Genomic DNA, 12,478 nt, shown 5'->3' on the forward strand with positions numbered 1-12,478 from the left:
AGGGCGACCCCGCCCGCCACCGCGCGCTCACGCGGCAGCTCGAGCGCGGCGGCCGGCGGGGAGGAGAGGACCACGGCGGCCGCCGCGACGGCGACCAGGCGGCGCGCGAGGCGTGTCCGCCACCCGCGTGAAGAGGAAGGGCGCATCATCGGATTCCCGGGTTCGGTTGGCCGCAGCGACGGAGCTTCACGCCGGCGGCATGGCGCTGCGGAGGATGTCGCGCTCGCAGCCGATGCCGCGATGATACCGGCGAAAAACCCGGTGATCGCCGATCGGCGCGCTAGAATCGCGCCCTCGCTTACCCGCCCGCGATCCGGGCTTCATGACGAAACGCTGCCACCCGCGGCTGGAGACCAAACATGGAAGCACTCGCCAACCAGGTCGTCGACCTGCTCAACGGCCTGCTCTGGGGCAAGATCCTGATCTGGCTGCTGGTCGGCACCGGCCTCTATTTCACCCTGCGCCTGGGCTTCATCCAGCTGCGCCACTTCGGCCACACGTTCACGGTGCTGCGCGGCAGCCGCCGCTCCGACGCCTCCGGCATCTCTTCCTTCCAGGCCTTGTGCACCTCGCTCGCCGCGCGCGTGGGCACCGGCAACATCGCCGGCGTGGCGGTGGCGATCACGCTCGGCGGCCCGGGTGCGATCTTCTGGATGTGGGTGATCGCCCTCGTCGGCATGGCCACCGGCTTCGCCGAGGCCACGCTGGCGCAGCTCTTCAAGCAGCGCGACGACAAGGGCCAGTTCCGCGGCGGCCCGGCCTACTACATGGAGAAGGGGCTGGGCCAGCGCTGGGCGGGCACGATGTTCTCGATCTTCCTGATCATCGCCTTCGGCTTCGCCTTCAACTCGGTGCAGTCGAACACGATCGCCAGCGCGATGGTCGGCGCCTTCGGGCTCGACCTGGGCACGATCCAGCTGGGCGGCAACGAGGTCGCCATCGCCGCGCTGGTGATCGGCGTGGCGATCGTGCTGCTGACCGCGGCGATCATCTTCGGCGGCCTGCGCTCGATCGCGCGCTTCTCCGAGCTCGCCGTGCCCTTCATGGCGGTCGGCTACCTGGTGGTGGCGGTCGGCATCCTCCTCGCCAACCTCGGCGAGGTGCCGGGCGTGCTGGCGCTGATCTTCCAGAGCGCCTTCGGCCTGCATGAGGCGGCCGCCGGCGGCATCGGCGCGGCCGTCCTCAACGGCTTCAAGCGCGGCCTGTTCTCCAACGAGGCCGGCATGGGCTCGGCGCCCAACGCCGCCGCCGCGGCCACGCCCTACCCGCCGCACCCGGCCTCGCAGGGCTACGTGCAGATGGCCGGCGTGTTCATCGACACCATGCTGATCTGCACCGCGTCCGCCGCCATCATCCTGCTCGCGGGCCCGGTCGAGGGCACCGGCGTCGGCCTGGTGCAGAACGCGCTGACCAGCGAGGTGGGCGGCTGGGGCAAGTACTTCCTCGCCATCGTGGTGCTGTTCTTCGCCTTCACCTCGATCGTCGCCAACTACTTCTACGCCGAGAACTGCCTGGTCTTCATCGAGCACAACCACCCCGCGGGCCTGCTGATCTTCCGCCTGATCGTGCTGGCGATGGTGATGTTCGGCGCGATCGGCTCGCTGCCCTTCGTGTGGAACTTCGCCGACGTGGCGATGGGCCTGATGGCGATCACCAACCTCGTCGCCATCCTGCTGCTCTCGGGCCTGGTGGTGAAGCTGGCGAAGGACTACAACGCCCAGCGCGCCGCCGGCAAGCTGCCGAGCTTCGACGCCCGCGAATACCCCGAGATCCGCAGCAGGCTCGAGCCGGGCATCTGGGACTGAGGCTGGCGGCGCCCGCAGCGAACCCCCCCGGGCCGGACGCCACGTGCGTTGCGGACCGGGTCCGCCGCACCACCATCGATCCGATGCACAGCCTCCTCGAGCTGCCCAGCCCCTTCCCCGCCGAGCCCGGCCTGGTGCGCCTGCTCGAGCCGCCAGGCAGCGACGCCGCCGCGCTCGCCGCCCGCCTCGTCGCGGGCGACTACGGCAAGCCCTTCGTGCTCGAGAACGGCGGTCTGCGCGCGCTGCACTTCAGCCTCGGCTACGTGCAGAGCGTGATGGACATCGCCAACCCGGCCGCGCTCGTGCTCGCCTACGCGCGCGCGATGATGGCCTTCCTGCTGTTCAATCCGCGCCCGCGCCGGATCGGCATGATCGGCCTAGGCGGCGGCTCGCTGGCGAACTTCTGCCACCGCCACCTGCCGGCGGCCGAGCTGACCGTGGTGGAGATCGACGCCGACGTGATCGCGCTGCGCCGGCATTTCGGCGTTCCCGCCGACGACGCGCGCTTTCGCGTGCTCCACGCCGACGGCGTGCGCTGGCTGGGCGAGACCGAGACGCGCAGCGACGTGCTGCTGATCGACGCCTTCGGCGCCGAGGGCGTCGCCGAGACCCTGCTCCACACCGACTTCCACGCCAATGCCTTCCGCCACCTGGGCGGGCGCGGTGTGCTGGTCATGAACCTCGCTGGAACGCGCGAGTCCTTCGCACCCCACGTCGCACGCCTGCTCGAGGTGTTCGACGAGCGCGTGATCGCGATGCCGGTGCGCGAGGACGGCAACCACATCCTGCTCGCCTTCCGCGACCCAGTCTTCGCGCCGCGCTGGAGCTGGATGCGCAGCCAGGCGCTCGCCCTGCAGGCGCGCACCGGGCTGGACTTTCCGAACCTCGCCGGCGCGCTCGAGGCCGGCGAGCGCCAGGGCCATGCCTGGCGGCTCGCGCGCTGAGCGGGCGGCCAGCGTCTCTTCGGGGCGGCTTCAGCGCCGATTGTTGAAGGGGTAGCCGTACAGGCGCAGCAGCTGGCGGAAGGCCTCGGCGCTGAGCGCGGGATCGTAGCTGGAGAAGAGCTTCTGCTGGCGCTCGTGCAGCGTCGCGGCTTGTGCCGACAGCAGCATCTCGCGCTCGTCGAGGATGTCATCGCGCATGCGCGGGCTCACGAACAGGAATGGGATCGGCCGGTACAGGCCGTCGTCGGACGAAAGGTGATAACGCGGGTGGGCGATCTGGACGTTCTCGGCGAGATGACTCTTCATGGCTCCGTCGTGCGGTCGAAAGGCATGCCTGTCCCGCACCATGCGGGATCGGAAGGCGGTGGGTGCGGGCCGAAGGCGGACACACCCGATTGAACGACCATGGAAGCGTAAAAAAGATCCCGCCACATGCGTTTCGCACGCGGCGCCAGCGGCGCGGTGGCGCTCAATGCGAGCCGGCGAAGGGGTAGCGATAGAGCTCGAGCAGCGCGGTGAAACCGCGCGCGCCCGCCACCGGGTCGTAGCGCTCGAACAGCTTCTGCTGGCGTGCGCGCTGGGCGGGCGGCAAGGTCGAGACCAGCAGCGCGCGCTCGTGGAGGATGTCGTCGCGCATGCGTTCGGTCACGAACAGGAAGGCGATCGGGGCGTAGAGGCCGTCGCGGGTCTGCAGGTGAAAGCGCGGCCTGGCAATGCGGATGTCTTCGGCGAGATGGCTTTTCATGGTCTTGGGCTCGCTGGCTATGGGTCTCCGTCCTTCTGTTAACATCATCCGTCATACAGCCCGCAACGGGTAGCGCGAAAGTCTCGCGGGGCTGCAATCCGTCACGCTCGCGCGCAGACGGCGATGCTTGGCCTCAATCCGGCCTGAGCGCGCGCTCAGCGCGCCCTCAGCGCGCCGGTTTCGCGGCGGCGCCCGCCGGTCCGCAGCTCGCGGCGAGCCAGCGCGCATCGGTCTCGAGGTCGAGGTCGCCGCGCACCGAGGCGAGCTTGACGCGGGTGACGAAGTGCTCCGGGCCTTCGACGCGAGCATGGAAGTCGCCCTCTGCGGCCGGATCGGTGCAGCTCAGGCTGCCGCGGATCGTGTTGCCGCTGCGCTCGACCCGGGTGAGCGTGCAGTTGCCCTCGACCTTGCCGGCGAAGATGTTGTCCTGGCGCGCCTGCTCGGGCGTGATGCAGCTGCGTACGCTGCCGTCCGCGCCCAGGCTCACCCCGCGCTGCTGCATCTGCTGCTCCAGCATGCGCCGGGTGTCGGCCGGCAGGGCCTTCATGTGCTGCTGCAGCATGCCCATCTGCGCGGACATGTCCGGCAGCCCGGCCACGCTCAGGCGCGTGGAGCGGAACTCCCACAGGCCGGGGCGGAGGTTGTCGAGTGCATGGGCGGCCTGCGCGGTGCAGGCCAGGGCGAGTGCGAGCGCGGTGGCGCGGAGCGGGGTCATCGGGACGGTCCTCCTGGTGCGGCGAGCGGGCGGAGAAGCGCGCCCGGCTTCGAAGCGTGCATTATCGCAGGCGAGGCGCCGGAGACGGTCCATCGCAGCCAGGCAAGATCGTGAGCGGATCTTTCGACGCCGCGGCGCGTGAGCGTGAGCGTGAGCGTGCAGCCCGCTACCGCGGCGAAACCCGGCCCGCCAGCGCGAGCAGCGCGGCGTGATCCGCCAGCCCATCGACGAAGCGGCGCGGGATCCCCTTCAGCCCCACCTGCGCCCCCACCAGCGCCCCAGTGAGCATCGCCCGCGCCAGGTTCTGCCCGCCGCCATTGACCGCATGCAGCACCGCCGACTCGAAGTCGTCCGCGAAGTGTGCCGCCAGGTAGTAGGCGGCCGGGAACTGGTGATACACCGCGCACGGCATGCCGTACACCAGCGACGCCTTCCACGCCGGCTCGATACGCACGTCCGGGTCGCGCGCCGCGCGCGCGATCGAGGATTGCGTCAGCAGCGCGTCCGGCGATGGGAAGCGGCCGGCGGTCGGGGCCTCGGCGCTGCCGGCCTTGGGCGCCTGCAGGTTGCCGGAGGTGACGGTGTGGAAGGGCAGCGCGCCGGTCTTGACCCGCGCCATCAGCTTCGCCGAGATCGACGCGTCGAGCGTGTGGCCCTCGACCAGCATGCCGAGCACCGCACCGAAGGCGACCGTCATCGCCACCACGGTGCCGTCGGTCTGGGTGAGCACGGTGTTGCGGGTGACGGCATCCGCCAGCGCAGCCGGGTCGAGCGCGTAGCGCACCGCGATCGCAAGCGTGCGCTCGGCGGCTTCGGTGGTGTCGGCGTTGCCGCCGACCTGGCCCCAGGGCAGGCCCTGCTGCACGCGCTTCCTCCAGGCTTCGCGGATCGACTGGCTGGTGTAGCCGCCCGGGCCCTGCATCGGGCTGCCGTCCAGTTGCGGGAAGAAATCCTCGTCCAGCCGGCGGCAGAAGTCGGCCTCGTCATACCCGCCGCGCTCGGCGAGCGATTCCAGCGTCAGGCGCAGCAGCACCCCGGCCTGCGAGGATTCGCCCGCCTTCATCCCGGCGTGGTAGTGGTCGGGCATGGGCGTGGTGTAGCCATCGATCCACTCGCTGTAGCGCGCGCGCAGCTCATCGAGGTCGTAATACCAGTGCGGGCCGAGCGCGAGCGCGTCGCCGATGAAGGCGCCCATCAGGGCGCCGGCAGCGCGGTCGATCACGGCTTCGCGGTCAATGGCAGTCATGCGCGCTTCCTCCAGATGGTCAGCTCCGACAGCGTGTGCTGGTGCTTGCGCCGCGTCTCGCGGATCACGAAGGGCACCGCCTGCGGCCCCTGCACCAGCTCGAAGTCGGCGGCGAGCAGGTCCTTCAACCCGTCGAGCGTGGTGTACGACTCGCCGTCCTTTTTGAAGCCGCCGATCCATTCCTCGCGCTTGGTGTGCTCTTCCAGCCAGGTGTAGGGCGAGGCGAGCAGCAGCAGGCCGCCGGGGTTGATGCGGCGGGTGACGTCGGCGAGGAAGCGGCGCGGGCTGTACAGGCGGTCGATCAGGTTGGCGGCGAGGATGAGGTCGAAGCCGGTGAACACGTCCTTGAGGTTGCAGGCGTCGCCCTGCCAGAACTCGACGCGGCCGGCGATCTCGGCCAGGCCGAGCGCGTCGAGCCGGCGCTCGTGGTAGCTCACCAGCTCGCCCTCGTCGGGCAGGGTGTAGCGCAGCGCGCCGGTCTCGGCGAGCTTGGCGCCGGCCTGGATGAAGCGCGCCGAGAAGTCGATGCCGACCACGCGCGCGAAGGCGCGCGCCAGCTCGAAGCTCGCCCGCCCGGTGGCGCAGCCGAGGTCTAGCGCGCGGCCGAACTGGCCGTTGCCGAAGCGGCGCTGGGCGCTGATCGCGATGTCGGCGAGCGCCTTCGGGAAGTTGGGCACGCCGAAGGCCTCGTCGCCGTAGTGGAACTCGGCGTACTGCGACAGCAGCGCGTCGGTCTCGTAGGTCGAGGCCGGGTTGAGCACCGGCGCCTCGCTGACGATGTAGCGGAAGCCCGCGTGCTGGAAGAAGTGGCGGCGGAAGGCGTAGCGCGCGGCGTGGCGCGACTCGTTTCCGGTGGCGATCCAGCTGCCGCCCTTGATGATGCCGTGGCGGTCGTCGAAGGTCGGCGTGGTGAAGTCGTCGTAGATCGGGTGCACATCGAAGCCGTCGAACGGATAGGTCGGCGTCTCGCACCATTGCCACACGTTGCCGACCACGTCGAAGAGTTCGCCATGCGCGAAGCGCGTCACCGGACAGCTCGACGCCCAGTGGTCCAGATGCAGGTTGGCGTTTGCCGGCGCATCGTGCGGCACGTCAGCCAGGCCGACGTGGTCGTGAATGCGGTTCCACTCGTCCTCGGTCGGCAGGCGCACCGGCTGGCCGGTCTCGCGCGCCTTCCAGCGGCAGAAGGCGCGCGCCTCCAGGCAATTGACCTCCACCGGCCAGTCCCAGCGCATCGGCACTTCTTCCGCCATCAGGCGCAGCTTCCAGCCGGCGGCATCCGGCACCCAGAAGGTGGGATGCTCGGCGCGCGCGTAACGCTTCCAGCCCAGGCCCTCCTCGTCCCACAGTGCATCGTCGGCGTAGCCGCCGGCCTCGACGAAGCCGAGGTATTCGCGGTTGCTCACCAGGTAGCGCGCCGCCTGGAACGCCGGCACCTCGGCGCGGTGCGTGCCGTACTCGTTGTCCCAGCCGTAGATCGGTTCGTCGAAGCTGCGGCCCAGCTGCACGACGCCGGCGGGGATGTCGACCAGCGCGTTGGCAGGCGGCTCGCCGTGCTCGGCACAGGGCGGCCAGGCGGGATGCGGCTTGACGTACTGCAGCGCGTGCTGGCGCATCAGCACGGACGAGGTCTCGAGGTGGATACGCTCGTGCTCGATGCCCATCACCACCGCCCAGAACGGATCCTTCCAGCCGATCGGCAACGTGAACGGCGTGTCGCGGATCACGCGGTCGACCACCGCGCGCACCTTGTCGCGGTAGGCGGCGACCTCGGCCACCGTGGGCCAGTCGTAGCGCGCGTCGTCGAGGTCGTCCCAGCTCATCTCGTCCACGCCGACCGCGAACATCGACTCCAGGCGCGGATCGATGCGCTGCTCGATCAGGCCGGCGAGCAGGAACTTGTTGATGAAGAAGGTCGCGGTGTGGCCGAAGTAGAAGATCAGCGGGTGGCGCAGGCTGATCGGTTTCTTGTAGTAGGCCTCGTCACAGGCGAGCACCTCGAACAGCGACTCGTAGCGGTCGAAGGTGGCGTGGAAGTAGGCGAGCAGCTCGGCCCGCTTGGCCTCGACGTCGGTGCCGGCGAGCAGCGGGGTGCGCGGGAAGAGGGGAGCGGAGCTGCCGGCGGGAGAGGAGGCTTGGGCAGGACGAGCGCTCGGGGTCGCTTGCGATGCTGGATTCATGGCGGGGATCCTGGTCTTGGGGGACGGATGGAATGCATTTTCCACCTTTCGGGGCGGGAAGGTAGCGCGAGTGCGGGACCAGAGAGCACGAATGGGGCGGGGACGCTCCGCACGCGCGCCGATTACCCGCCGCCGTGTTCGCGCCTGCCGGCGCTCCTACAGAAACCACCGCGGCCCCGGGTGGGATGTAGGAGCGGCGGCAGCCGCGAATGCAGCCATCCCCGATCGACATGGCCGCCACCGCCCGCCGCCGTGTTCGCGCCTGCCGGCGCTCCTACAGAAACCGCCGCGGCCCCGGGGTGGGATGTAGGAGCGGCGGCAGCCGCGAATGCAGCCGCCCCCGAACGACGTGGCCGCCGCCACCCGCCGCCGTGTTCGCGCCTGCCGGCGCTCCTACAGAAACCGCCGCGGCCCCGGGCGGGATGTAGGAGCGGCGCTGCGCCGGCGGAAGGCGGGCTCGCAGGCGAACAGCGCGGCGGCGACGACCGCGTTGAGCACGGCGGTGACGAGGAAGAGCTGCGGCACCGCGAAGCCCGCGGCGAGCAGGCCCGCGCCCATCGCCGCGGCGGCGACCATGAAGAGCGCGTTGAGGATGTTGTTGCCGGCGATCACGCGCGCGCGGTGCGCTGGCGACGAGCGCTGCTGCACGAGCGCATACAGCGGCACGATGAAGAACCCCCCGCACACCCCGATCATCACCAGGTCGAAGACCACCCGCCACACCTCGGCGCGGGCGAACAGCGCGTCCAGCCCCTGGCCGGGCGCGAAGGCGCCCGCCGCCGGGCTCGCCCACCACAGGTCGAGCGCGAACAGGCTAAGGCCGATCGCCCCCGGCAGCACCCTGCGCGGCTCCACCCGCCCGCGCGACAGGCGGCCGCACAGCAGCGAGCCCGTGCCGATGCCGACCGAGAACAGCGCCAGCAGCAGGGTCACCGCGCGCTCGTCGCCGCCGAGATGATCCGCGGCGAAGCCGGGAAACTGCGACAGGAACAAGGCACCGTAGAACCAGAACCACGAGATGCCGACGATGGCGGCGAAGACCGTGCGCGCCTCGAGCATGAAGCGCAGCATCTCGCGCGTCTGCGTCAAAGGGTTCCAGTTCACCCGCAGCCCGGGATCGGCCGCCGCCGCGGGCGGGATGGCGCGGCTGGACCACCAGCCGAGCACGGCGACCCCGAGCACCGCCACCGCCACGCGGCCGGGCCCGGCATCCCCCATCACCAGCAGCCCCCCGACGATGGTGCCGGCGAGGATGGCGACGAAGGTCGCCGCCTCCACCAGCGCGTTGCCGCCCACCAGCTCGTCGTCGGCGAGCTGCTGCGGGATGATCGCGTACTTGACCGGCCCGAACAGCGCCGACTGCGTCCCCATCAGGAACAGCACGACGAGCAGCAGCGGCAGCGACATCCGCGCGAACCCGACGACGGCGAGCGCCATCACCGCGATCTCGAGCAGCTTGGTGGCGCGGATCAGGCGGCTCTTCTCGTACTTGTCGGCGAGCTGGCCGGCAGTGGCCGAGAACAGGAAGAAGGGCAGGATGAAGATGCCGGCGGCGAGGTTCACCAGCACCGCGGGCGAATCCGCCCCCAGGCGCGCGGCCTGGAAGGTGATCAGCACCACCAGCGCGTTCTTGTAGACGTTGTCGTTGAAGGCGCCGAGGAACTGGGTCAGGAAGAAGGGCAGGAAGCGGCGCTCCCGCAGCAGGCGGAACTGGCTGCTCATGGCGCTTTCCTCATCGCAGCCGGGGAACGGTCGAGCCGTGGGATGTGTGCATGCATGCGTTGTTCGCCGATTGCGTCCGGAGGTGAGCACCGGGGCCTCGCGCGCCCCGCCACGACCTTACCCGGTTCCCGCCACGGGAAAAAGACGCCGCAGCCTTCACGTAAGCCGCCTTGCGGTCTACAAACAATACAGAGAGGTGCCCGCGAGCCACAGGACGAGCCGCCCCGGCGAGCGCGCGACCGCTGCTTCCAACGATCCACCATTCGGGAGTCCAACATGCCAACCAAAGTCATGGAGGGCCAGGTCGGGAGTGCGACCTGGAACGACGAGTTGATCTATCCGAGCGTCACCAGCTGCCTGACGATCACCTGCATCACGGCCGATGGCGCCAAATGGGGAGCCCACCTCAGCATGTTTCCCCTGCAGCGGCAGACTCATGGCCGAGGAGTGGAGGATTACAACCCCTCTTACAAGGTCATGCTGAGCGAGCTGAGGTCCCTGATGTCCACGGGAAAGGCCCTCTCCGACGTGCGCAGGGTGTGGGTCGTGGGCATGCTCGACGGGTGGACGGACACCCTGCGACCCGCCTCCAGCGATCAGGACAGGATGCTCTACAAGAGTGACAACCAGCCGCACGCCGCCCAGCTCATCGCCGAGCGCCTCGTTCTGCACTACCTCGCGGTGAACGACACCCACTTCCAGTTCCGAGACTGGAGCCGCGGCGACGTCAAGTTCGGCACCGGCGCGAGCGCCGACGCGATCCGGCCGTGGACAAGCGGAGGCTTTCTCTGACGCCCACCCAGGATGGCGGAACGATCGGCGTCGCGGTCCGCCGCTTGCGCTGCCAGCATGATTCCGACCCGCCGACACAATCGACGCCTTGCCGCACCGGAGCCCAGCCCATGAAGCCGCCCCTCGCCCTCCTGCTCGCGCTCACCTCCTTCGCCGCCTGCGCCCAGTCCCTGCCCAGGGGCGACTGCGCCGCCCCGGCGGCGGCGCACGACCTCAACGGCTGCGACTTCTCCGGGCGCGACCTCGCGGGCATCGACCTGCGCGGCGCCTTCCTCGACAACGCCAGCTTCGCCGGCGCAAGGCTCGACGGCGCGCGCTTCGACAAGGCCTCGGCGCGTTGGGTCAACTTCCGTGGCGCACAGCTCAAGGCGGCGCAGTTTCCCGACGCCGATCTCTTCCACGCCAAGTTCGACGGCGCCGACCTCAGCGACGCCAACCTGCGGCGCAGCTACCTCTTCGGCTCCAACCTGATCGGCACGCGCGCGCCGCGCGCGGACTTCAGCGGCGCCCACCTCAAGGACCTGCTGATGCCCGACGCCGACCTCGAGGGCGCGCGGCTGCGCGACTGCTTCGCGCTGCGTGCGGTGCTCGGCGGCTCGCGCATGGCGGGCGCGGACCTCTCGGGCAGCGACTTCACCGGCGCCGAAGCGGAGGGCGTCGATTTCAGCGGCGCGACCCTGCGCGGCACGCGGCTCGCCGGCGCCTCGCTGGCGGGTGCGGTGTTCCGCGAGGCCGAGCTCGAGCGCGCCGACTTCACCCACGCCGACGTCGCCCGCAGCGACTTCTCGCGTGCGCGCAACCTGCCCGCGCAGGTCACCGAGCTCTTCATCGCGCCGCAGATGGGGATGGCCAAGTGAGCGCGCCAGGGAGCCGGCCCGGGACAATCGCCCGCTTCCTGGCCTACAATACGGCCTCTTTCCACCGATCGAGCGCCGCATGAACCTGCCCGCCCGCCTCCGCCTCGCCCATCGTCGCGCCTCGCTGCGCGCGGGCGTGCGTGTGCGCGCGCGCGGCATCGTGTCGCCGCTGCGCGATCTCGCGACCCAGCTCGCGTTCAAGGTCACAGGATCTCCCGCCGTGCTTTCCCAAGCCGTGCGGGGCCACCACAGGGGCTGAGCCCCACCCCCCGCACGGCACCTTGCCCGGGACGCGCACGCCGCGCCTCCCGTTCAACGTGCAGCCGCCGCGGGTCTCTCATTCCAGCTTCCCGCCCATCGACCGCTCATCGACAAGCCTGGCGGTCCGGCCACGGTCCATCCGGACCCTCCCGGCCATCGGCATTGCCCCGCGGGGCTGCACCCGGAACGCCACGCCGCCGCGTGGCGATGCGATGCACGAGGGGGATGCGATGGTTCTCACAAGAAGTTTCGTCAGGGCGAAGCGGCCCTGCACCGATGGATTCCGCTGGTTCGTCCGCCAGTTCGGCGAAGGCGGCAACTACCAGGCCATGCTCGACGGGATGGTCGCCGCCGGCCGCGTCGGCGACGCGTGCTGGCTGCTCGAGCAGTTCGGCCCCACCGACGAGCTGCGCGTGGTCGACGCGATCGAGGCCGACGCCATCGTGTTTGCCGGCACCCTGGAGGTGCGCGGCGGCGTGGACGTCGAGGGCGTGCTCCGTGTCGGTCGCTCGCTGCAGGCGGGCGCCGGAGTGCGCGCAGGCGGCGACGTCCAGGTCGGCACCGACCTGCGCGTGGAAGGCAGCGTGCGCGTCGAGGGCGACCTGCAGGTCGGTGGCGACCTGCGCGTGGGCTGGGGCGTGGACTGCGCCGGCGAGTTGCGCTGCGACGGCGAGCTGCGCACCGGCTGGGACCTGCGCTGCGGCGGCCGCCTGCGCGTCGCCGGCAACGCGTACGTCGGCCTCGACCTGCAGGCCGACGAGGGCGTGCGCTGCGCCAAGGGCCTGCAGGCGGGCGGCGACATCCAGGTCGAGACCACGCTGCGCGCCGCACAGGGCATCACCGCGGGCGGCTCGATCCGCGCCGGCATGCACCTCGAGGCCGGCTGGGGCATCAAGGCCGGCGGGGTGATCGCCGCCGCGGGCGCGATCCGTGCCGGCGAGAGCCTGGCGGCGGGGGAGGCGATCCGCGCCGGCGCCGGCTACGGCGTGTTCGCGGGGCTCGACGTGCAGATGGAGGCCTGGGAGGCGAGTGCGCGGGTGAGCGCACCGCAGCGCCCCGAAGGCCTGATGAGCGGCTGGTGGGCCGGCCCCGCGGCGTGCTGAGCGGAGGACGCGGAATGAACACCCTCGCCCTGCGCCCGCGCGGCCTGCTCGCCCGCCACACCCCGCTCTCGCACCGCTCCAGCTTCTCGCCGCGCTCGGCGCTGGCCT

General features: G+C 70.7%; 12 protein-coding genes. 6 read left to right on the top strand and 6 right to left on the bottom strand.

The window, feature by feature from the left end:
• Nucleotides 1–359 precede the first annotated feature (359 nt).
• Nucleotides 360–1,805: an alanine/glycine:cation symporter family protein gene (locus C667_RS14275; RefSeq protein ID WP_004366833.1), complete on the top strand. Its 1,446-nt coding sequence runs from the start codon at nucleotides 360–362 to the stop codon at nucleotides 1,803–1,805.
• Between the two features lie 83 nt (nucleotides 1,806–1,888).
• Nucleotides 1,889–2,749, top strand: a complete 861-nt coding sequence (locus C667_RS14280; RefSeq protein ID WP_004366835.1) for a fused MFS/spermidine synthase — start codon at nucleotides 1,889–1,891, stop codon at nucleotides 2,747–2,749.
• A 30-nt stretch (nucleotides 2,750–2,779) separates the two neighbouring features.
• Here the strand turns inward: C667_RS14280 and C667_RS14285 are convergent, their stop codons facing one another.
• The 6 genes from C667_RS14285 to C667_RS14310 form a co-directional block, all read right to left on the bottom strand.
• Nucleotides 2,780–3,055 (bottom strand): hypothetical protein, encoded by a 276-nt coding sequence (locus C667_RS14285; protein ID WP_004366838.1) that lies wholly within the window; start codon nucleotides 3,053–3,055, stop codon nucleotides 2,780–2,782.
• Between the two features lie 163 nt (nucleotides 3,056–3,218).
• Nucleotides 3,219–3,494 (bottom strand): hypothetical protein, encoded by a 276-nt coding sequence (locus C667_RS14290; protein ID WP_039921624.1) that lies wholly within the window; start codon nucleotides 3,492–3,494, stop codon nucleotides 3,219–3,221.
• Nucleotides 3,495–3,660: 166 nt separating this feature from the next.
• Nucleotides 3,661–4,209: a DUF3617 domain-containing protein gene (locus C667_RS14295; RefSeq protein ID WP_004366841.1), complete on the bottom strand. Its 549-nt coding sequence runs from the start codon at nucleotides 4,207–4,209 to the stop codon at nucleotides 3,661–3,663.
• 166 nt (nucleotides 4,210–4,375) lie between these two features.
• A complete protein-coding gene (locus tag C667_RS14300; protein WP_004366844.1) occupies nucleotides 4,376–5,455 on the bottom strand; it encodes an ADP-ribosylglycohydrolase family protein in 1,080 nt (359 codons plus the stop codon).
• Nucleotides 5,452–7,635, bottom strand: coding sequence for a 5-histidylcysteine sulfoxide synthase (ovoA, locus tag C667_RS14305; RefSeq protein ID WP_004366846.1), 2,184 nt, complete (start codon nucleotides 7,633–7,635; stop codon nucleotides 5,452–5,454). The genes C667_RS14300 and ovoA overlap by 4 nt, the downstream gene beginning before the upstream one ends.
• A 393-nt stretch (nucleotides 7,636–8,028) precedes the next feature.
• Nucleotides 8,029–9,357, bottom strand: coding sequence for an MFS transporter (locus C667_RS14310; RefSeq protein ID WP_004366848.1), 1,329 nt, complete (start codon nucleotides 9,355–9,357; stop codon nucleotides 8,029–8,031).
• Between the two features lie 276 nt (nucleotides 9,358–9,633).
• On the opposite strand from C667_RS14310, the gene C667_RS14315 reads away from it, so the two are divergent.
• The 4 genes from C667_RS14315 to C667_RS14330 all read left to right on the top strand — a co-directional run bounded on the left by C667_RS14315 (nucleotide 9,634) and on the right by C667_RS14330 (nucleotide 12,370).
• Nucleotides 9,634–10,149, top strand: a complete 516-nt coding sequence (locus tag C667_RS14315; protein ID WP_157302343.1) for a hypothetical protein — start codon at nucleotides 9,634–9,636, stop codon at nucleotides 10,147–10,149.
• Between the two features lie 110 nt (nucleotides 10,150–10,259).
• Complete coding sequence (locus tag C667_RS14320) at nucleotides 10,260–11,006, top strand: pentapeptide repeat-containing protein (protein ID WP_004366852.1); 747 nt, start codon at nucleotides 10,260–10,262, stop codon at nucleotides 11,004–11,006.
• Between the two features lie 79 nt (nucleotides 11,007–11,085).
• Nucleotides 11,086–11,265: a hypothetical protein gene (locus C667_RS14325; protein WP_004366854.1), complete on the top strand. Its 180-nt coding sequence runs from the start codon at nucleotides 11,086–11,088 to the stop codon at nucleotides 11,263–11,265.
• Between the two features lie 232 nt (nucleotides 11,266–11,497).
• Nucleotides 11,498–12,370 (top strand): hypothetical protein, encoded by an 873-nt coding sequence (locus C667_RS14330; protein ID WP_004366855.1) that lies wholly within the window; start codon nucleotides 11,498–11,500, stop codon nucleotides 12,368–12,370.
• The last annotated feature ends 108 nt before the right edge of the window (nucleotides 12,371–12,478 follow it).

Origin of the sequence: Thauera phenylacetica B4P, assembly GCF_000310225.1 — a bacterium.
GTDB classification, from domain to species: Bacteria; Pseudomonadota; Gammaproteobacteria; order Burkholderiales; family Rhodocyclaceae; genus Thauera; species Thauera phenylacetica.